Source organism: Pauljensenia sp. C0170B5 (assembly GCF_056590195.1).
Genome location: NZ_JBWPVR010000012.1, coordinates 12,433 through 32,961 on the forward strand (window position 1 = coordinate 12,433; position 20,529 = coordinate 32,961).

The following is a 20,529-nucleotide window of genomic DNA, read 5'->3' on the forward strand; positions in this document are numbered from 1 at the left end:
GAATGACGTGGCAAGGATTGAGACAATCGGGGCACGCGAAATCCTCGACTCTCGAGGCAACCCGACCGTAGAGGTCGAGGTTCTGTTGGAGGACGGCACCGTTTCCCGCGCATCCGTTCCCTCCGGTGCATCAACCGGTGCCTTCGAGGCGGTCGAACGTCGCGATGGCGACAAGGATCGTTACATGGGCAAGGGCGTACAGGACGCTGTCGATGCAGTGACCGAGGTGATCGGCGCTGAGCTGATCGATGAGGACGCAACCGACCAGCGCGTCATCGACGAGGCCATGCTGGACCTCGACGGAACCGACAACAAGGGCAAGCTGGGCGCAAACGCCATCCTGGGTGTGTCGCTCGCAGTGGCCAAGGCTGCCGCAGAGTCTGCCGGACTGCCCCTGTACCGTTACCTGGGCGGCCCGAACGCACACGTTCTGCCTGTCCCGATGATGAACATCCTCAACGGCGGCTCTCACGCAGACACCAACGTGGATATTCAGGAATTCATGATTGCCCCAATCGGCGCTCCGACCTTCCGTGAAGCACTGCGCTGGGGTGCAGAGGTCTACCACACCCTCAAGGGCGTCATCAAGAGTCGTGGCCTGTCCACCGGCCTGGGGGACGAGGGCGGCTTCGCCCCCAACCTTGAGTCCAACTCGGCAGCACTCGACCTGATCGTGGAAGCCATCGAAAAGGCCGGTTACAAGCCGGGCGCAGACGTGGCACTGGCACTGGATGTTGCCTCCACCGAGTTCTTCGCTGATGGCATGTACCAGTTCGAGGGTGAAGGCCGCTCCACTGACTACATGGTGTCCTACTACGAGAAGCTCATCTCTGACTACCCGCTGGTCTCCATCGAAGACCCGTTGTCAGAAGACGAATGGGACGCATGGAAGTCACTGACCGCTCAGATCGGTGACCGTGTTCAGCTGGTGGGCGACGACCTATTCGTCACCAACCCCGATCGCCTGCGCAAGGGCATCGAGATGAACGTGGCTAACGCATTGCTGGTCAAGGTCAACCAGATCGGCTCCCTGACCGAGACGCTGGATGCCGTTGAGGAAGCACACCGCAACGGATACCGCACGATGACCTCGCACCGCTCCGGCGAGACCGAGGATACGACGATCGCGGATCTTGCTGTTGCCACCAACTCCGGTCAGATCAAGACCGGTGCTCCGGCACGTTCAGAGCGTGTCGCCAAGTACAACCAGCTGCTGCGCATTGAAGAAGAGCTTGCTGAAGCAGCCGTGTACGCAGGTGCATCGTCGTTCCCACGCTTCAAGGCCTGAGAACACTGAAGCCCTGACGGCTTATTTTTTTAATGTGCGCCGAGTGGTCGCTTGCATGCGACCACTCGGCGCACAGCTGTTTCACGGGAATATGACCAGAACGACTGTGACATGCCGCAAGCGGATCGCCCGGCTCGAAGTGTTTTAAGGCACGATGAGAACATGGCTGATTCGTCGCATCATGATCCGAGGCGCCCTCACGCGCCTCGTCGACGCACTTCTGGTGCGTCACGCCCCTCGTCGACGCCAGCCAGCCAGCAGCGTCGCTCTCGCCCAATCCGGCGATCCCATGGAGATCAAACGGATTCACATAGCGACAGCCAGATATCTACTCGGCCCTCTCTCGGCGCAGTAAACGACAGGGCAGATGCATCGCGTGAGTTGGGCGCCGAAGCGAGTCAGGATTCGCCGAAGGGCCGCTTCCATTCGGATCGCCTGCGCCGCATCGGCTTGGCGGGACCCCGCCTGAAAACAGGAGGCTCGGACTCTTCACGCTCAGCATCTGTCGCATCACGTTTTCGCCGGAACCGTCAACCGGACGCGGCGACGAAGACGAAGGAACGTAGTGGCGGACGGGGCGCAAAGACAGCACGCAGTGACGCTTCGTCGCGCAGCATCTCTTTCGGCGGACTGACAATTTCGGTCCGATTCCTCGCAATCAGCATCATGGCTGCGCTGCTTGCTGTCCTACTCATTCCCTCCGCGTACCAATGGTTCAGGCAGAGCCAGGACCTGAAAGATATGCAGGTGCGTGTCGAACAGGCCAGGGAACGCAACGCCGAGCTTCACGAACAGCTCGACTTATGGAAGGACCCGACGTACGTGGCATCGCAGGCCCGCTCACGCCTCGGATATGTCCAGCCGGGAGAAACCCAGTACACGGTCAAGGACCCAGGGCCAGGATACGAGGATGCCTCCTCGCAGGAAAACGACAAACGAGGCCCGGATAAGCCGTGGATTCAGATTCTTGCCCAATCGGTCATCGATGCGGACAACCCTGAAGAAGCAACCCACGACGCCAAAGACCAGACTCCACTGAACTTCAGTCAATCAGGAGACGAGAAATGAACATCCACGGCAGCGACACTGACGCAAGGCAGTTGCCGGAGCTGTCGCCGGCCACCGAAAAGGACCTGGAAGTGGTGCGCGAGCAGCTCGGACGCTTGCCGCGTGGAGTGGATTCTATCGGCGCCAGATGTGTGTGCGGACGGCCCACCGTTGTCGTGACTCGCCCGCGCCTGGATGACGGTACGCCTTTCCCGACGACTTTCTACCTTACGTGCCCACCGATCGTGCGTGGATGCTCCACGCTGGAAGCAGAGCATGTGATGGAAGACCTCAATGAGTGGATCAGGATTGACGAGGACGCTGCCAGGCACTACCGCGATGCTCACAACTCCTATATCGCTTTTCGTTGGACGCTGGGTGAAGTGCCGGAGATCGACGGCGTATCTGCCGGTGGCATGCCAACTCGCGTGAAATGTCTGCACGCGCTTGTCGCGCACTCCCTCGTCGCAGGCCCCGGAGGCAACCCGGTGGGCGACAAAGCACTCGAAATCCTTGCCGAGCGCAATCTGTGGCAGTCTGACCGCTGCATGTGCTAGACGAGTCGCGACAATACGATGGCCTGCAGCGAGACATCCACACCGCCTTCAAACGTGACACAATGAGCGCCGTGACTATGACTGAACCAGAACAGCTGCGCCACCCTCGGCGTGTGGCAGCCATCGACTGCGGGACCAACTCAATCAGGCTCCTGATCGCAGACGTTGAGCGAGACGATACGGGATCTGTGCGGATGCGGGACATCACGCGCCTGATGCGGATCGTTCGTCTGGGCTACAACGTTGATAAGACAGGGCGTCTCGACCCCGACGCAATTGAACGCACGCTGGAAGTGGTGCAAGAATACGCGGAGCTTATTAAGCGTCACAATGTGGATTCCGTGCGTTTTGTGGCGACTTCGGCTAGCCGAGATGCGCAGAACCGCGATGTTTTTGTCGACGGGGTGCGTGAACTGCTCAACGTGGAGCCTGAAGTGGTGCCCGGCGAGGAAGAGGCCGCTTTGTCCTTTGCTGGAGCGATGAGCGCGTTGGATTCTCAGGCGAGGCGTCCGACACTGGTGGTGGACATTGGTGGTGGCTCCACTGAGCTGGTCATCGGCTCAACAGGCGTCGAACAGGCGATCTCGCTCAACATGGGGTCTGTGCGAGTGACGGAACGTTTCTTCGCGCACTGTGACTCTGAGCAGGGGATTGATCCGCAGGCTGAAGCTCAAGCCGCACGGTGGATCGACGAGCAGCTGGATCGTGCTGCCTCGGTCATTGATTTTGGCGCAGTGGGAACATTGGTGGGCGTCGCCGGCACGGTGACGACTATTGCCGCGCAGGCGCTGGGCTTGGATCGCTACATGCCTGAACGCATCCACGGTGCCGTGTTCACGATGGACGAGGGGGAACGCGCCATCCGCTTCATGATCGATCAGCCTGTCAAGGTCAAGGCTGCTCTGGGGTTCATGCCGAAAGGACGCGAAGACGTGATCGCCGGCGGCGCACTGATCTGGTCCCGCATTTGTGCGCGAGTGGTCGCGTGTACGCGACCACTCGGCACAATCGATCGCTGGGTGACGTCCGAGCACGACATTTTGGACGGGATCGCCTTGTCTCAGGTGAAGGAGTAGACGCTCAGCAGGTGTTTAGTGCGCCGGCGGCGTAAACCGCGCAGTGCTGACCAAGTCTGGGTCTGTGTCGCGATCGCTCAGCGTCGGATCGCCGTGCTCGGACGTTCAGCGCTGATTTGACGCGTGCGCTCCACGGGCGCGCACGCTTGTACGCTGGTGCAGGGCAATAGCCCCCAACAACGCGGCAGCAAATGTACCGAGAATCACGCCGAAGCGAGCATGGAACACTTCGGTTTCGCCCGGGAACGCAAGCCCGGCTACCAGCATCGCGACCGTGAATCCGATGCCGGCCAGCAGGCCGATCGCGGCAATGTCGGGCAGGTCCACTCCGTTGCCCAAGCGCAGGCGGGTGTAGCGCGTCAGAATAGCGACCGACCCCCAGATGCCGATCAGCTTGCCCAGCGGCAGTGCGACTGCGACGGAAATAGTGATTGGGTCGGTTAGCGCTGCGCTCAGGCCACCCTCGCCACCCATGACGGGTACGCCAGCGGCGAAGAATGCGAAAACGGGAAGAGCCAGGCCCGCTGACCACGGACTGAGCTTCTCATCAAACTCGTGAGTGAGCTGGCGGTTCCTGATGCGTTTGGCAGGCACAACCATGCCCAGGCAGACACCTGCGATCGTCGCGTGAACGCCGGAGTTCAGCATGAGTGCCCACGCCAGCACAGCCAAAGGTATGAGCAGCCACCACTTGGTGATCTGGCGCTGCACCAGGAAACCAAAGACCACGATCGTCAGCAGTGCTCCGCCCAGCGCCAGCCAGTTCAGGCCAGATGAGTAAAACACTGCAATGACGATGATGGCCAGCAGATCGTCGACAACTGCCAAAGTCAGCAGGAAGGTTCTCGCGGCAGGTGGGAGGCCTCGTCCAAAGATCCCCAGGAGTGCCACCGCGAAGGCAATATCAGTTGCAGTTGGCACGGCCCACCCGTGGAAGTGATCGGAACCAGTGATGGTTTGGATCAGCACATAGATGGTGGCAGGTCCGACCATGCCGAAAGCGGCCGCCAACATGGGCAGTGCCGCTTCCCGGATGTCACGCAGCGGTCCGGTCACAAAATCTGACTTCAACTCCAGGCCGACAACGAAGAAGAAGATGGTCAGTAGCCCGTCGGCCGCCCATTCGTGCACTGACAGATGCAGTCCGAGCGATTCAGGGCCAAATTCATAGTGCGAAATAGCGCTGTAGATCGGTTCCCAGGGGGAATTTGCCAGGAAGAGAGCGATGAGTGCAACGACAATGAGCAGCAAACCGGTTCGCGTCTCGTCAGCGAGGAATCGCGGAATGGCTTGGAATGCATTGCGAATACGGTGCCCCACACTCGCGTTCGACGAGGATGCATAAACTCGTTTGCGCGGCAGAGCTGATACCAGGATCGGTGGGCGTTGTTGGAGGCGCGCACCAGGGAAGTTATGACGTGAGCGATGCACAATCCCATCACTGCGATACGGGATTCGAGGCATGTCGCGCTTTTCGCGTGTGGCTCCACCGGTGGAGGTAGTTTCTTCAGACGAGCCGAGAGTCATTCGTATCGAACCTTCCTTCGCGACGAGGAACCGCTGTGATGGAGATGTGGCTACCTTCGATCATAAGGCACAGGCAATGTGTGGGTAATGCGTTGTCGAGGCGTGGGCGCGGCTCGTGTGGGATGACGGCCGGAAGTGCGTGTAAACTAGGCACGCTGCCGTCACGAGCCATGAGCCAGGCTTGTGAGGTTGGCATGCCCCCATGGCCCAATTGGCAGAGGCAATCGACTTAAAATCGATGTGTTGTCAGTTCGAATCTGACTGGGGGTACAGATCAGCTTGAGCAAAGTGGCGCTATATCAACGAATAATGGCCTTGTGTGCTTCCGGCTACCCTCTCGCGTTCCCTGAACGTTCCCCGAAAAAAGCTCGTACTAAATAGCGCGTGGGCGCTCGCGGCCTCTACTTCGTCGTGTCGGCAACACCCCGGCACCTGACCCCCGCCGCTTTTCTTCTGCCTACCGCCCTGTCTTAGCAAGCGTGGCAACTCAAAGGTGAATGGGGTTTAAGACCTGTGAGAGTGATTAATAGGCGGGGTGTGTGAGACTTCTAGTAGTAACACCTGTGTTACTAACTGTCCCGTGTCGGTTCTCCCGCGTCCCGGTTTTTTACCGGATCCGGTAATAGCGATGTTGTGCGCTCACTCGTGAAGCGCCTCTAGCTCTGTTCTGCTCGCGTTATTGGCACATTTGCCAATAGCGGGGTTCCCACCTCTCCTTGCTTGCTATTAACGGATCCGTTATTAACACAAGTGGTAATAGCGATGCTCCAGCGCGGTGCGCTTACCTGTAAGGCGTGGGCAGATTTCCCTGAATCGGGAAATTTAAATAGTTTAAATTCGCTTGCTATTGGCGGATCTGCCAATATCTTCGTTCGACCCACTAGCTAAGCTCCACATGCGCTATTCAGGATTTCCTGATTACATGCCGGTAGGTGGTGGCTATGTGTCGCCTGTGGTGTAGGCGATGGGGTTTCAGATTCGACTGATCTGTCGAATGTCGCCTGACGCGGGGCGGGGTGGTCATGCCGATTTAAAAGACGAAAGTCTTTTACTAGACACGCATGGTGGAGACGGTAAAAGGGATTTCCCTTTTTTTCTTGGTTCACATCCCGCCGTAGCGCTTGTTACAGGCGCGTGTTACGCAAGAACACTGTAGGGAGATATCAGCCCTGCACGTGAGGGGGCGCGCCCTGCTGTGGTGGGGGTAGTCCCCCTAAGTGTGACTTTTCGTCGTTGCGTTGGCTGTGCGTTCCACAAAAAAGGAGGGTTCCGTTTCGTTCCCCCCTGCTGGCCGCCCTGGGAAGCATCGGTACTAGCTACGGTATTAGCTCTCAAATGTGGGGTAGCGTTTCACGACCCCGTTGCCCCGGGTCTTGGGTAAAAACTTTCAGGGAGATATTTCGCTATACGCCCTTGGGGAGCGAAGCGGCCGGGGGTGAGGGGCATACCCCAGCACGCTCGCTAGCGTGCCTGTGAGTGGTTCTCACGCGCTTTCAGGGTATGCGCGTGGGTGGGTTCAGCGTTGCCGGTTTCGCTGGGTGTTCGGTTTTGTTGTGGGTTCGGTTAGGAGCCGTGTCGTGTTTCCCCCCGCGGGTAAGGGGTGTTCGCACCACTGAAAACGCGCTCATGGCGGATTCCTTGCTGGCAGTCCTGCGTCTCTCCCTGAAGCGTAGAGGGGGTAGCGTTTCACGACCCCCCGTAGAAGTGCGCGCGCTGGGGCTAAGTACTGCTTAGGGTTGTGGGTCTTGCCGTGCCGCCGTGGAAGTGCTGGTGCCGGGTTGGCCTGTCCCATGGGGCACCACTAAGAGGGGGGTTAGTAGTAGCGACCCCCCTTTAGCGGGGGGGTGTGCCCGCGAGCGCCGGTAAGGCTTTTAGTCCACAGGTAGGACGTGTGCGCTCGCGGGCTTGAAGAGGTTTCTAGTGGTCTTCGGGTTGTGTGTTTATCACACCCCCCTTGTTACAGGTACCTGTTACATGTGTTATTTGTGTTATTTTCTGTTCTTCTGTTACAGGTGTATCAATGCTTGTAACAGTCGTGTCACTTATGCCAGTTGTAACACTTGTAACACTTGTAACAGGTATGTATAGGCCTCTGCCTGCTTTTGAAAGCTTGCCGCTATCAAACAGGCGTTTAAGGTAGGTACCCGCTTTCGATGGCTCAATCCCTAAGGCTTCCGCCACCTGTTTGCGGGTGGCTCCTTCTGGCCGCTCGGTGCGAACGTAGTCCAGTATCTTCATACTTTCGTCACCTAACTGCCCCCTGTCCCTGTCTGCTTTTGCTGCGTCTGCTGCTATGCCAAGATCGTGGCCTACTGCCATCCAGCGGCCTTCGTTGAACTTCAACGCGTATTCGGCTTCGATCACATCGCGGCCTGTGAGCTGTAATAGGCCGTCGCCTTGGTTCCTAGCGCGGGTCAGTAGTGCTGTGTAGTCTGCTGCCCCGTTGATGCCGTTGCTTCCGCTGGTTGCGTCCATGAAGTCACCGCCGCGCGCCTTGTTCGTGTGGTGGACTGCGAGTAGTCCTGAACCGGGGTGAACATCTACTAGCTGTTTGAGGTCTCCCACTGCGTCGTAGTCTTCGCCGTACACGTCTTTATCGTTCTTGCGTTTGGGTCTGACTTTTTGGAGCGTGTCGCATACGACTAGGCCGTGTGGGTGCTGTTCGAGCCATGCGCCTATGACATCGTTGGCTGTGTGCTCAATGTAGATTGCGAACTCGAATTGTTGGGGCAGTGGTGCCCCGCCCAATAGTTTGCGTGCCCTGTCTTGTAGTCGCCTGTTGCCGTCTTCCATCGCGAGGTAGAGGACGGGACGGGGCTCGACTATGCACGCTTCGAGGACAACGCCGCCCGCTGCTACCTGTAGGCAGATTGAGAGGGCTAGCCATGACTTGCCTAGCTTGGGTGCTCCCACTAGAAGCCCCATGCCTTCGGGGATCAATCCGGGAACCATCCACTGTAAGGGTGGGAACTCTTGAGCGTCTAGCCAGTGCCCGTTGCGGATGGTTGCTAGTTTGGGGTCAACATAGATAGAGCCCTTCTCTTTCGCCCATAAGACAGGTAGGGCAAGCATGGTTTTTATCTGTGTGATCTGCTCGCTTGTGGGAAGTTCGGGGATGAACGTGCTCATTGCGCGCCCCCGTTCTTGTTGGCTCCAGCTTTTGCACTTCGGATCGTGCTTTCAATCTCGCGTTCGTCTAGCCCTGTGAGCGCTGCCGCCTGTTCCAGTTCGGGAAGAGTGTCGCTCTTGCCGATGGTGCATAAGGTGTAGGCCGCCCAATTTAGTATTGTGTTGCGCTCTCCAATTGGAGCGTCTTGCATGGTTTTCACGATGCCGCGAGCGCGCTTGTCGTTCAACGCGTGTAACTGGCTGCTGGTGATCGGTTCGGGTCGTGGGACGCGGCTTCGTGGCTTTCGGGGCTTGTGCTGTAGCCCGTACAGTGCTGCCTGTGCGTGCTCTGGGAGCATGGCTATAGGCGTTCCTGGGTTGACCCACGTGTAGGGCGTGCCCGTGTCCGGATGGACGCTTGGGGGTGCTATCACGTACCCCTTGGGGTGTAGTCGTAGGTCAACGTCTGGGATGATGCCGACGCTCTGTATAAGGTCGCTTGTCTTGGCAACGTAGTACAGGTGCGTTCCGCCACCCTCGCGGCCTGTGCGCGCTGTCAGCGTGCCTGGGAGCGTGCCCGTGTGCTCTTCTAACCGTTCTCGCGCGTCGTCCGTGTCAAGGTCGATCACTAGCACGTTTTCGGGTAGCGCCACGCCTATCAGCGCGTAAGGCCACTTGTCCCACCACTTAGCGATCTGCGCGGGGTCTGTTGTTGCAAGTAGGTGCCCGCCTTTCCCTTTCACTTGCCATAAGTAGGGGCTCTTGCCGCCCTCGAGTTCCCCGGTCTTCGGGTTCACACGATTGTTGACCTCACGGCACGGGTGAACAGGCCACCCGGCTTGCGCGTAAGCCACTGCGATTTCACACATGTTCGTCACCGCGGTCGCCGCCCCTCTAACAGGTCAAGTTTCTTGTGAAGCTCGTCGAACGTGTTAAAACATCCCGACTGCATGATGACCCGCCTGCCTGTCTGCAAGGGGGACGAACACGGTTCGATAGTGTCTAACAGGTCTTGCCGGTCGAAGATTGTTCGCGCTCCAAGAATGTAGCCACTCACGTTATTGTTACGACACCAAAATGCGAGATTTTCCTGATCCAAGTTCAGCATCTCGCACACTTCGAGAGTAGTCATGATGTCTTCGTCCGCTGGCCGCGTCTTTTTCCACCGTCTTGCCTGTGGGGTTGCTTGGGATGTCATGCCGCGTCACCGTCCCTGTACGGGTTGGGTGTGGGCACGCCTTCGGTTAATAGGCGCTCCATCTCGTCAGCCGGGATCAAGATACGCGAGCCGAACTCAACGGTTTTAATCCGCCCCTGCTTGACCCACTTGTAGACCGTGTTCGGTGCAATGCCCGTGAAGGCCGTGAAGTCGCTGACCTTCATGTAAGCGCGGTAGTGCCTGTGCTCGTCCCTACACGCTTGCCGGGTTGCCGGGTTGTTCATTGGTGCACTCACTTGGCACCTCCCGCGCTCGCGGGTGTGAAAGCGTCGTTGAGTGATGCGCGGGGGATGCGAGTAATCCTGTGCTTGCCGGGTACCTTGATGGCTTTGATTTCCCCGCGTGTGACCATGCGCCTAACGGTTGCGGGGTGAACCCCGATGAGTTGGGCGGCTTGCCTAATTGTGAGAAGTTCGCCGCGGGGTGTTGCGCAAGTGCTACACCTTCGTGTCATTATGGATATACCTAACCTTCCTTGGTGGTGGGTTGTGGTGTGGGGTCGCCCGCTCGGTTAGCGTTGGCGCGCTAGCCATCGTGAGCGGGTGACCCGCTTTCTTTTGTCAGTGCATGAGTTACATTGACGTAATTCAGTGCAGCACAAGAAACGCGCGGGTGCAACTAACAGACACGTTTTTTAGGGCGTGTTGTTTTCAACGTTATGTAGACGTTTTGGGCAATCGGCAAATAGCTGGTTCTAGTTGTTATGTGTTGTTATGTATCGGAATGAAGTAATCTTCTTTTCTACGCTTGGCAAACAATTGACAAATGCGTCAACAAATTGACGGCTTTGTATGTTTCCTAAGAAAGGCCCGATTGGGACTATAGTCCTAGATTTCTGCTATGTGGTGGCCGCTAGCCCACGATGTCGGTTCTCGTTTCTTCCTTGCTTGCCGGTGGATTCAGCACCCAATCAGCCATGTAGGTGGCTACAAGGCGCTGGCGCTCCAAGCTTGCGTGAGAATAGCGGCGCTGCATGTTCGGATCATTCCTGACCTCGTGCCCCATCATGGCTTCAACATCCATCATGATGGCACCACTGGTTAGCTGTGCTTGCGTCTCGAACGTATGGCGCAAACAGTAGGGTGCCATCCGCTCATAGCCGTGTCGTACCTGTGTAGCCTTCACGGTCTTTTGAAAACATTTCAGTGAGACTGCTCGCCCTTTTTCTTTGGGTGACTGGAACAGGTAGGAATCTATCCCGGTCATATGGCTACTAATGTGCTGTTTCAACATCGCTGTGATGCGTGGATCAATCGGAATGGTGCGAAGACTGGAGCGCGTCTTAGCGCTGTCCTCGCCATGCTGCGCCTCGCCTTCCATCCTCACTGTGTGCTCGATGCGCACAAGATTGTTCTTGAAGTCAATCGCCCTGGGCTTCAAGCCCCTAACCTCGCCCGGCCTCATGCCGGTAACAGCCATGAGAACTAGGGCGGGTCTAATGTCGTGCGACGCTTCGGCTATCACGTTCTGTACTTCCTCACGCGATAAAGCGCGGTTGCGACGGGCGGGCGGCTCATTGACCTGTGGGCGTATAAGATCCTTCGAGTGTCTGCTGACCTTCGGCACCACATCGATCACGTCGGAATCTTCCGCTGCTCTCAATATCTGCTTAAACAAGCGCCATACTTCCTCGCGCTGCCCGTAGCCCAATGGTGCGACAACCTCGGTCACCCACTGGTCAATCATGTACTTGTCAATCTGCCTGATCGGGATATTCTCCCAAAATGGCAAGATGTAGTTTTTAGCGCGTTGCTTTCGTGGGCGAGCCGTAGACGTCGCCCATCTAACGCCACTGAGGAACGTGCCGTAGTACTCGCCAAAGGTCACGTTCTCATACTTGGCTTTGCGTTCTGCTTCGATGCGTTCACGCTCCACCTGTTCAGGGCTTTTCCACGTTCCCCGGTCAATAGATTGCTTCTCACCTGATAGCCATACTTGTGCGTCTTCCTTGCGTGAGAACGTGGCCGGGGCGGCTATTCGCTTCCCGTTTCTGCGTGGGTCTGGATAATCCGCCCTGTAATTCCCGGACGGTAGGCGCTTGATCTTGCCAAAAGGTCGCTGTTGTTGGGGCGTGTTGCGTGGCATGGTGATGGCTCCTTTGAGTGCGTTTCGTTCCCCGAACGTTCCCCGAACGTTCCCCGAAACACCTAAAAACAAGCATAATACAGGCACTATGGGCATTTAATGCAAACACTACTTTTCTGCTCTATATCAACGAAAAGGCGCAAACTCTGAGCTAGGCAAGAATCCGGTTCGTGTCTGACTGGGGGTACGGAGTCGGGCACGCAAGCGGCAGAAATGATGCTCGCCGGGTCTTTGCCGGACGCGGCAGGTTCATTGACGAGGGAGTCCCATGCGAATTCTGACTCGGAAATTCTCCTGTGGAGAGCTGACCTTGAATCGGTGAAGGGCGAGCGATGCGCCGAAAGGGATCGCCAGATCTCGCTGTCGGCTCAATAAGAAAGACACCGATGGGCTAGCGGTCGGGCCGCAAACGTGAAAACCTTAAGACAGGTAGTAGTGGGTCAGTCTGTTTCCGGCAACGCCTGTTCCCGGGGCGCGCTGGCCAGAAGGAGGCACAATGTCCAACCCCGTATTGAAGAAGCTGGTGAAAGACGAGACGCGCTCGGCGCAGACCACTCCAGCTGGCTATCCAGGAATGCCAGGGTATGCCCCCGGCAACAGCGGATATACCAATTACCAGTCGCAGCAGTACGCTGATCCTTACGCCCATCAGGCTGGCGCTGGCGCTTCGGCCGGCACTGCAACGCAGCAGGGGTACCCTCGTTACCCTCAGCAGGCGGACCAGTTTGAGGAATTTGAGCAGCGTTACAACCAGCCGTCTGCTGATGCGGTGGATCGTGGCCGACTGACAATCGACGATGTCATCGTCAAGACCGGAATCCTTTTTGGGATTCTGCTTGTCGCAGCTGCCGGAGCATGGGCTGTCACGCGTGCCAACCCGTCGATGGGGCTTGGTTTGATGTTTGGCGGCCTGGCCGTCGGATTCGTGCTGGCTTTGATTATTTCGTTCTCACGTTCACCGAAGCCGGGACTGACGATGGTGTACGCAGCTGCTGAAGGCCTCGCGCTGGGCGGCGTGTCATCAGTCATGGAAATCGTGTATCCCGGGATCGTCCTTCAGGCGGTTGTGGGTACTCTGAGCGTTTTTGGCGTCACACTGGCTCTGTATGCGTCTGGCAAAGTTCGCTACTCATCGAAGATGGCCAGGTTTGCCATGATTTCTCTGTTCGGCATCATCACCTTCTCGATCGTGTCGTTCCTGCTCAACATCACCGGCGTGCTCGACTCGTCACTGCGCTCCATCACGGTTATGGGAATCCCGCTGGGGGTCTTCATCGGTGTCTTCTGCGTCTTCATCGGCGCGATTTGCCTGATTGGTGATTTCGAGGTGGCCAAGGTGGCCGTCGAGCAGGGGGCTCCTTCAAAGTTTGCCTGGACATGCGCATTCGGGCTGATGGTGACTCTCGTGTGGATGTATCTGGAGATTCTGCGCCTCCTGTCATACTTCCGCGAGTAGACTCGCTTTCATCATTACACGTCACAGTAAGGACAACGCACTATGGAAAACGTTCACGTCGAAGGCGAGTTTGGACGCAAGCCGACTGTCGCATTCACAGATGCACAGCCCTCCGATGAGCTGCTGATTGAAGTGCTGCGCGCGGGTGATGGCCAGGAAGTGGAGCCGGGCGACACGATTCAGTGCCATTACCTGGGCCAGGTGTGGAACGGACAGGTTTTTGACAACTCCTATGACCGAGGCCAGGCACTGAGCTTCCAGATCGGTGTGGGAATGGTGATCCGCGGCTGGGATGATGGCCTGGTGGGACAGCGTGTTGGCTCACGCGTCTTGCTGTCAATTCCGGCAGAATACGGGTACGGCGACCACGGGGTACCGCAGGCAGGTATCCAAGGTGGAGACACCCTGGTCTTCGTGACTGACATTCTGGGAGTGCACTAGCACCACCTTGAGGCATCATCGATACGTCTCAATTCACTGGGTCCTTGCGGACACATCCGCAAGGACCCTTTTGATTTAAAAGACTGAGACCTCGGCTGAGATCAGAGCGACCCGAGCAGCAGCGCCAGCTTCAGGAACGGGACTTCAGAACGGGGCACGCATAGCCCGTGCGTGAATGGCACTGATAACCATCAGGGTTCTTAAACAGATAGCCCTGGTGGGAATCCTCTGCGAACCAGAACTGCCCGCCATCGGCCGCCGTCGCAATATGGGTGGTAATGGCTCCGAAGCCATGCTCACTGATTGCGTCGTGGTAGGCCTCGCGCGTGCGCACGGCAAGGTCGTACTGCTCATCAGTGGTCGTCCAGATCGCCGAATGGTACTGATGGCCAATATCGCCGCCCTGTCGATCACCCTGCGTGGGATCGTGAATTTCAAAAAACGTGGCAATGATCTGGCCGGTGGAAATCTTCGACGTGTCATACACGACGCGCACAGTCTCGAGATGCCCGGTTCCGCCGGCACACACCTGCCTGTAAGTTGGATGATCAGCATGCCCGCCCATGAAGCCGACGGCAGTGGCCACAACCCCCGGTGTTTCCCAGAAAATCTTTTCGACTCCCCAGTAGCAGCCAGCAGCGAAATAGATCAGCTCCTGGCCCTCTCCAGGTTCCATATCCAGCGGAGTTCCCAGGACAACGTGACGGTTCGGATCATCATGCACATTGATGGCGTCGTGGAACTCAAACATTGTGGCTCGCTTTCTCTTGGTGCCGATATTGTCTCATTGCCGTACGCAAATGCCCACCCGCTTCCCCTTAATTGCGCTGAGAGCATGAATGTCACGTAGACTATCGTGCGACATTTAACCTGTGCCTCAAGCTCTCCTCGCACACATCCCACGATGAGAACTGTCTCGAGCTGGCACGTGCCGCCTCAGATCAGAGACACCGTGCATTATTGACGAGGTCGGGCGCGCGAGCCCGCGACGCGAACTGCGCCAGCCAGATGCAGGTTGACTGTTGACGCTCCACTGAAAGTGAGGATCACCATGGCGCAAAGCCACGACACGCCGTATACGGAACGGCTGAATAACTGGATGGGCAAATGGCCACGACGCCGCTCCCATTCATCGTCTCGCGACCACGACGAAGTCGTGAGCTTCCACGAGCCTGCTGTCTCGCCTCGGTCTCGTGACGCAAATGAGGGCGTGACATGGTCTGTGCGTGTGGCTGCAGCATGGTCGTGGCGCCTCCTGATCATTATCGCTGCCGTTGCCGTCGTGGCGTGGGGAGCGGTCCAACTGTCCCTGATTGTCTTTCCGGTTGCGATTGCCGTCCTTCTGACAGTCCTGCTGGAGCCGCTGGTGCGTTTCCTGCACGTCAAGGTTCGCCTTCCGCAGACAGCCGCAGCTGCCACCGGATTGGTCGTCGCCCTCCTCGTCGTCGTGACAATCATCGCTGGAGCCGCCGGACAACTCATCCGGCAGGTCCCATCCCTAGTCTCCAAAGCCTCCCAAGGTCTCGATAAAGCGGTCGAATGGGTCTCTAACGGCCCGTTCGGACTTGAGACGGCCACCATTGAACAGGGCATCGAGACAATCCGCACAGAAGTCACCCAGTTCTTGAGCGCACACTCCTCGGCCCTCGCAACAGGCGCACTGAGCCTGACGAGCTCTCTTGCGTCAGTTCTGACCGGATCCCTCATTATGTTGTTCTGCCTGTTCTTCTTCATGCGCGAAGGCAGGCGGATCTGGCTATGGGTGGTACGCCTGTTCCCGGCGCCAGCGCGCCGCCCGGTCCACGAATCAGCGATCCGCGGATGGGTCACCCTGTCGGCATACGTGCGCACGCAGATCAAAGTTGCCGCAATTGATGCAATCGGTATCGGTATCGGTGCGTGGGCACTGGGCGTGCCGATGGCGATCCCCATCACCGTGCTTGTCTTTTTCGGCTCGTTCATCCCGATCGTTGGCGCCCTGGTGTCTGGAACCATTGCCGTCCTCGTTGCATTGGTGGATCAGGGCGTGGCGCGCGCACTGTTCATGCTGCTGATCATCCTCGCCGTCCAGCAGATCGAAGGTAATATTCTGCAGCCCTGGCTCATGTCCTCTGCAGTATCCCTGCACCCAGTCGCCGTCCTGCTGGTTGTGGCAGGTGCCGGCGCGGTCGCCGGCATTCCCGGCGCTCTTTTCGGCGTGCCGATCGCAGCATTCCTGAACTCAACGTTCCTTTACCTGCACGGATATGACCCCATACCCGCCCTTCGCGATCAGGAGAACAGACCTGGAGGCCCGCCAGGAATGTTGGATGAGATGGTCGCGCAGTCCTATGCCTCTGATGATGACGAAGACGGTGACGGCATCAAGGACAACAAGAACGAAGCCGTCACGTCAGATTCAGACGAGGATACTTCCCATAGCGGCAGCCACGCTGACGCTCATGATTCTCACGCTGACGATGATCGAGCGCAGGGTGACAGCAACGAAATTGCTGCAGCCCGGGGTGGATCATCCAGCGACGAGGGCGACCCAGCAGGCTCATCCTCCTCAACGCGGTGAGCTGACGCCTCGAGAGCAAGCGTTGATGCGCTCGGCGATCACGCTGAGCCGGCATCGACGCGGTGAGCCAAAACTCTAATTAAACGTTCACTCGTAGGCTGGCAGGTGCATGCGCGTGGGCCCTTCATATAGCAAACTCCCCGAAAGAGACGGTTGAACACAGTCAGCCGCTCTTTCGGGGAGCACCCGTCTGGAGAGTAATTATCCTTCTTGTCCGTAAGGCACACACTCGAGAATTTCAACCTCGATGGTCTTACCGTTGGGCGCCTCATAGGTCAGCTTGTCGCCAGGCTTATGTCCCATCACCGCTGCACCCAGCGGTGCGCGAGCGGAGAACACCTGGATACCCAGATCGCCGCCGGCATCGCGTGAGCCGAGCAGGAACTTCTGCTCACGGCCAGCCACCGTTGCAGTGACGACCATTCCAGGCTCCACCACGCCATCGTTGGCGGGAGTTTCTCCCACCTCCGCATGCTCGAGCATCTCCTGAAGTGCGAGGATTCGTGTCTCGTTCATGGACTGCTCATTTCGGGCAGCATGGTAGCCGCCGTTCTCCCTCAAATCGCCTTCCTGGCGAGCCGCATCGATCAGTTTGGCGATCTCCGGGCGACGCTGCTCGATTCTCTCAGTCAGCTCTGCCTTGAGGGCATCATATTGGGCTCGTGTCAGCCACTGAGTGTCCGCCATGGTTCCTTCCTTTCAATGAAAAAGTCCGGCACCGTGGTGTGGTGCCGGAGCGACAAAACGATGAACTGGGGTCAGTGTAACAATAAGAGCGACTAAAGCCATATTCAAAGCGGCGAAAGTCTCGTTTTCATCTCCGGACGAAACGGCGCATGGGTCACCCTCGTCAATGACGACAAAACAACCAACGCCGCTGGTGGCACACGCTTAAGCAGTCAGGACCGCGATGTACACGGCGACGCATTGACACGCCCACGCCAGGATCGTGAACGAGTGGAAGATCTCATGGAACCCAAACCACTTGGACGAGGGATTCGGCCATTTCGTCGCATAGACGAGGGCACCCAGTGTATACAGCAAACCACCTGCAATGACGAGCCACACGACGGCGGGGCCACCACCAGACCACAGAGCAGGCAGATACCATATGGCGGTCCAGCCCAACACAACGTACAGCAGCGTTGCCAGCCAGCGGGGCGCTGCCGGCCACAACAGGTTAATGAGAATGCCTGCGATGGCACCTGTCCACACGATCGAGAGCAGAACAACCTGATCATGCGGGGACAGGAGGGCGACAGCCAGCGGTGTGTAGGTGCCGGCGATCAGCAGGAAAATGTTTGAATGGTCGAGTCTGCGCCATAGCGTCTCCCATTTGGGAGCCCAGTAGAAACGGTGGTAAAGCGCCGAGATGCCGAACAGGATGAGCGATGCGGCAAGGTAGACAGCCGAGGCCCATGTAGTCGCTGTGGTAGGTGCCAGGCACACGAGAACGATCGAGGCGGCCAGTGACAGGGGAGTGGCGACCAGATGGAGCCATCCGCGAAAGTGCGGCTTGACGCTAATGAGCTGTTCTGGAACCCACTGGGTGGGGTGAATAGATGCAATCTTCATGTCTGACATCTCTCCTTACCGAACTCGCATTCTCGCAGGGACAGTGACGCGTTGGTGGGGGCCGCGGGGCGCCGCGGTGGCGCTGTGATGGGGCCGTGATGACCACCCCGCCCTCTTCCCTACGATACCGTAAGTTAGGTAGCGGGACCGCCACAATCTCCACAGGCGAAATCCACGGGGCAATCCTTCGCCCTCTGAGTTCGAGGCGTGAGGTATACAGTTGGTGCAAGAACATATGGGAGGTCCCGATGGCGCAATGGAATTTGCTCTACGACCTGTATGAACGGCGAGTACGCTCTGAAATCGCTCATGGGTCGATTCCCCGTCACGTCGGGGTCATCTTGGATGGAAACCGCCGCTGGGCGCGTTCCATTGGAACCACAGCGTCTCACGGTCACCGCGCCGGTGCCGGGAAAATTGCAGAATTTTTGGAGTGGGCCGAAGAGGTCGGAGTTGAGATCGTCACGCTATGGATGCTCTCTACCGACAATCTGGAGCGCGATCAGCATGAGATCGACGAGCTTTTTGACATTATTGGACAGGCCGTGCGCGCCTTGGCCGCTCAGCGTCGCTGGAAAATCGGTGTTGTCGGTGATTTGTCACTGCTCAGCGAGGATCTTGCCGACGAGTTGCGCAGCGCCCAGGACGCAACGAAAGATATGGATGGCCTGAGCGTCAACATCGCGGTTGGCTACGGCGGGCGTCATGAGATTGCTGATGCGGTGCGCTCTTTGCTGCGAGATGCGGCTGCGCAGGGGCGCACGCTGGAAGAAGTTGCTGATTCGCTCACTGACGAAGACATCACGAATCATCTGTACACCAAGGGGCAGCCTGATCCGGACCTTGTGATTCGCACCTCGGGTGAGCAGCGGCTATCCGGCTTTATGATCTGGCAGAGTGTTCACACCGAGTTGTACTTCTGTGAGGCGTACTGGCCTGACTTCCGACGCGTCGATTTTCTGCGCGCGCTACGCTCCTATGCGCAACGTGAACGGCGTATGGGGCGCTGATTGCGCGCAGGCGAGCTAGTCGTTCAGCTCCGATTCGCTCAGCTCCGACAGCCACGGTGGGTTGGCGCCGGCACGCGAAACAGTGATATCTGAAATTCGTGAGGCTCGCGTCAAAATCTTCATTGCGGTCGCCTCGTCAAGGGTCCGCAACGCTTCGCGCGCGTCAGCCCCTACGAGGCCAAGACCCCACAGCGCGTCAATGATACCGCCGGTGAACGAATCACCCGCGCCGACAGTATCAACCACTGGGATATCAGCAGGGGTGGCCGCGCACTGCATGCCACTCACTGAACGAGCCATGGCACCCTTGCTTCCGCGGGTGACGATGACAAGCGACGGGCCAAGTCCGAGCCAATCAGACACGACCTCGTCCAGTGGTGCATCATTCGTCAGCCATGCGATGTCTTCATCTGAGACCTTCACGATGTCAGCTGCACGCACGAAGTCGAGGATCGTGTCGATCGATTCTTCCGGTGAGCCCATAATGTCGGGGCGGATATTCGGGTCGTAGGTGACGATGGCCTGATCGTGTGCGCGGTGCAGCGCGTCAAGAATGGCGGGACCACCTGGCTGAATAACAGCGGAAATCGACCCGGCATGCACGATGCGGGCATTGGGAGAAACAGGGATAGGCGTGCGCGGAGCCCACTCAATATCGAAGGTGTAGGTCGCGGCACCTCGCTCATTCAATGTGGCGGTCGCCGTCGTTGTGCGTGTTGCGCCGAAAGATTCCGGTGGAATATAGACGTGGGAGTCGCGGAAGTGTTCAGCCACTGTCCGCCCTCGTTCATCGCGGCCCAGCCACGTTTCCAGCACAATCGGACGACCCAGGCGACCCAGTGTCATCGCCGTGTTTGCGGGAGAGCCGCCGGGTGTCTCCACAACATCATCGGGGCGGTCGGGGCGGTGCAGAATATCCACGAGGGACTCGCCGATGGCGAGGATATGCGGGGCAGACAAGATATCCATTGAAACTTCCTGACTGGTGACGTACACGCTTCTGTGCGGGTGCGCCCGAACTGGTGGGGAAGAGCGCACGAGTGCGTTCTGTGCTTAGCCTATCGAATGTGGGTATGCAGCGGAAATTGGCAACGCCTGCAGACTCCATGGTCGAGGAGAACGGGGCGGAGTGCGGTCATGTGGCGCCAGGGGCGGCGTGCGCCCGAGTGGTGCTAGGGACGGTGTGCGCTCGGGCGGTGCTAGAGGCGACGTGACCGCGAGTGGTCGCCTACCTGAGAGCGCCGTCTGCTTGTTCAGATGAGCCGCTCGCATCGTCGTGTGGCTGGTCTGAGGCGTCTGCCTGTTCAAGGCGGGATTGAGCCTGGTCCAGGATCGTGCGGCAGCGCGTGGCGAGAGCTTCACCTCGCTCCCACAGCTGAAGGGTTGCTTCGAGGGGAGCCTTGCCTGATTCAAGAACACCGACGATCTCAACGAGTTCATCGCGTGCCTGCTCGTATCCCATAGTGGAGGCATCCGGCCGGTTCTCCACAGGTGAGGTGCCATTCTGGCTCATAAACTTTTCCTTCCCAGTTTTCTTGTGTGTGCCGAGTGGTCGCGTGCACGCGACCACTCGGCACAAT

Annotated in this window: 19 protein-coding genes and 1 tRNA gene; 9 read left to right on the forward strand and 11 right to left on the reverse strand. The window is 58.2% G+C overall.

The annotated features are described in order from the left end of the window. Positions 1-7: 7 nt before the first annotated feature. The 4 genes from eno to AC1EJZ_RS10310 all read left to right on the forward strand — a co-directional run bounded on the left by eno (position 8) and on the right by AC1EJZ_RS10310 (position 3,968). Positions 8-1,288 carry a phosphopyruvate hydratase gene (gene eno / locus AC1EJZ_RS10295; RefSeq protein WP_058237087.1) on the forward strand — a complete coding sequence of 427 codons (1,281 nt, stop codon included), beginning with the start codon at positions 8-10 and terminating at the stop codon, positions 1,286-1,288. A gap of 162 nt (positions 1,289-1,450) precedes the next feature. Continuing rightward, on the forward strand, positions 1,451-2,356 hold the full coding sequence (locus tag AC1EJZ_RS10300; RefSeq protein WP_285016276.1) for an FtsB family cell division protein: 906 nt from the start codon (positions 1,451-1,453) through the stop codon (positions 2,354-2,356). Then, a complete protein-coding gene (locus tag AC1EJZ_RS10305) occupies positions 2,353-2,892 on the forward strand; it encodes a DUF501 domain-containing protein (RefSeq protein WP_480294829.1) in 540 nt (179 codons plus the stop codon). The genes AC1EJZ_RS10300 and AC1EJZ_RS10305 overlap by 4 nt, the downstream gene beginning before the upstream one ends. Before the next feature lie 77 nt (positions 2,893-2,969). Further along, positions 2,970-3,968 carry a Ppx/GppA phosphatase family protein gene (locus AC1EJZ_RS10310; protein WP_285016286.1) on the forward strand — a complete coding sequence of 333 codons (999 nt, stop codon included), beginning with the start codon at positions 2,970-2,972 and terminating at the stop codon, positions 3,966-3,968. 105 nt (positions 3,969-4,073) lie between these two features. On the opposite strand, the gene nhaA is transcribed toward AC1EJZ_RS10310, so the two are convergent. After that, the gene (gene nhaA / locus AC1EJZ_RS10315; protein ID WP_480294831.1) at positions 4,074-5,495 is read right to left on the reverse strand and encodes a Na+/H+ antiporter NhaA; all 1,422 of its coding nucleotides are present in this window, start codon (positions 5,493-5,495) and stop codon (positions 4,074-4,076) included. A 196-nt stretch (positions 5,496-5,691) separates the two neighbouring features. Here nhaA and AC1EJZ_RS10320 point away from each other — a divergent pair. Beyond that, positions 5,692-5,765, forward strand: a tRNA-Leu gene (locus tag AC1EJZ_RS10320). A 1,647-nt stretch (positions 5,766-7,412) separates the two neighbouring features. Here AC1EJZ_RS10320 and AC1EJZ_RS10325 read toward each other — a convergent pair. The 5 genes from AC1EJZ_RS10325 to AC1EJZ_RS10345 form a co-directional block, all read right to left on the reverse strand. After that, positions 7,413-8,624 (reverse strand): AAA family ATPase, encoded by a 1,212-nt coding sequence (locus AC1EJZ_RS10325; protein WP_480294833.1) that lies wholly within the window; start codon positions 8,622-8,624, stop codon positions 7,413-7,415. Further along, positions 8,621-9,472 (reverse strand): bifunctional DNA primase/polymerase, encoded by an 852-nt coding sequence (locus AC1EJZ_RS10330; protein ID WP_480294835.1) that lies wholly within the window; start codon positions 9,470-9,472, stop codon positions 8,621-8,623. The genes AC1EJZ_RS10325 and AC1EJZ_RS10330 overlap by 4 nt, the downstream gene beginning before the upstream one ends. A 325-nt stretch (positions 9,473-9,797) precedes the next feature. Further along, positions 9,798-10,058, reverse strand: a complete 261-nt coding sequence (locus AC1EJZ_RS10335) for a helix-turn-helix domain-containing protein (RefSeq protein WP_480294838.1) — start codon at positions 10,056-10,058, stop codon at positions 9,798-9,800. Continuing rightward, positions 10,055-10,276 (reverse strand): helix-turn-helix domain-containing protein, encoded by a 222-nt coding sequence (locus AC1EJZ_RS10340; RefSeq protein ID WP_480294839.1) that lies wholly within the window; start codon positions 10,274-10,276, stop codon positions 10,055-10,057. Before AC1EJZ_RS10340 ends, AC1EJZ_RS10335 begins: the two co-directional genes overlap by 4 nt. 398 nt (positions 10,277-10,674) lie before the next feature. Beyond that, positions 10,675-11,907 carry a tyrosine-type recombinase/integrase gene (locus AC1EJZ_RS10345; protein ID WP_480294841.1) on the reverse strand — a complete coding sequence of 411 codons (1,233 nt, stop codon included), beginning with the start codon at positions 11,905-11,907 and terminating at the stop codon, positions 10,675-10,677. Positions 11,908-12,403: 496 nt separating this feature from the next. Here AC1EJZ_RS10345 and AC1EJZ_RS10350 point away from each other — a divergent pair, with 496 nt between their 5' ends. Next, complete coding sequence (locus AC1EJZ_RS10350) at positions 12,404-13,363, forward strand: Bax inhibitor-1/YccA family protein (RefSeq protein WP_092648739.1); 960 nt, start codon at positions 12,404-12,406, stop codon at positions 13,361-13,363. Between the two features lie 42 nt (positions 13,364-13,405). Continuing rightward, positions 13,406-13,804, forward strand: coding sequence for an FKBP-type peptidyl-prolyl cis-trans isomerase (locus AC1EJZ_RS10355; RefSeq protein ID WP_058237082.1), 399 nt, complete (start codon positions 13,406-13,408; stop codon positions 13,802-13,804). 130 nt (positions 13,805-13,934) lie between these two features. On the opposite strand, the gene msrA is transcribed toward AC1EJZ_RS10355, so the two are convergent. Continuing rightward, positions 13,935-14,555 carry a peptide-methionine (S)-S-oxide reductase MsrA gene (gene msrA, locus AC1EJZ_RS10360; RefSeq protein WP_480294843.1) on the reverse strand — a complete coding sequence of 207 codons (621 nt, stop codon included), beginning with the start codon at positions 14,553-14,555 and terminating at the stop codon, positions 13,935-13,937. 300 nt (positions 14,556-14,855) lie between these two features. Here msrA and AC1EJZ_RS10365 point away from each other — a divergent pair, with 300 nt between their 5' ends. Then, a complete protein-coding gene (locus AC1EJZ_RS10365) occupies positions 14,856-16,364 on the forward strand; it encodes an AI-2E family transporter (RefSeq protein ID WP_480294845.1) in 1,509 nt (502 codons plus the stop codon). Positions 16,365-16,565: 201 nt separating this feature from the next. Here AC1EJZ_RS10365 and greA read toward each other — a convergent pair whose 3' ends face one another. Both greA and trhA read right to left on the reverse strand, forming a co-directional pair. Continuing rightward, complete coding sequence (gene greA, locus AC1EJZ_RS10370) at positions 16,566-17,051, reverse strand: transcription elongation factor GreA (protein ID WP_058237079.1); 486 nt, start codon at positions 17,049-17,051, stop codon at positions 16,566-16,568. A 204-nt stretch (positions 17,052-17,255) separates the two neighbouring features. After that, positions 17,256-17,939, reverse strand: a complete 684-nt coding sequence (gene trhA, locus AC1EJZ_RS10375; RefSeq protein ID WP_058237842.1) for a PAQR family membrane homeostasis protein TrhA — start codon at positions 17,937-17,939, stop codon at positions 17,256-17,258. A 248-nt stretch (positions 17,940-18,187) separates the two neighbouring features. Between trhA and AC1EJZ_RS10380 the strand changes: the two genes are divergently transcribed. Further along, on the forward strand, positions 18,188-18,949 hold the full coding sequence (locus AC1EJZ_RS10380) for an isoprenyl transferase (protein ID WP_058237078.1): 762 nt from the start codon (positions 18,188-18,190) through the stop codon (positions 18,947-18,949). Between the two features lie 15 nt (positions 18,950-18,964). Here AC1EJZ_RS10380 and AC1EJZ_RS10385 read toward each other — a convergent pair whose 3' ends face one another. Together AC1EJZ_RS10385 and AC1EJZ_RS10390 are read right to left on the reverse strand one after the other, a co-directional pair. After that, positions 18,965-19,918 carry a PfkB family carbohydrate kinase gene (locus tag AC1EJZ_RS10385; protein ID WP_480294848.1) on the reverse strand — a complete coding sequence of 318 codons (954 nt, stop codon included), beginning with the start codon at positions 19,916-19,918 and terminating at the stop codon, positions 18,965-18,967. A gap of 259 nt (positions 19,919-20,177) precedes the next feature. After that, positions 20,178-20,462, reverse strand: a complete 285-nt coding sequence (locus tag AC1EJZ_RS10390) for an exodeoxyribonuclease VII small subunit (RefSeq protein WP_070725725.1) — start codon at positions 20,460-20,462, stop codon at positions 20,178-20,180. Positions 20,463-20,529 lie beyond the last annotated feature (67 nt).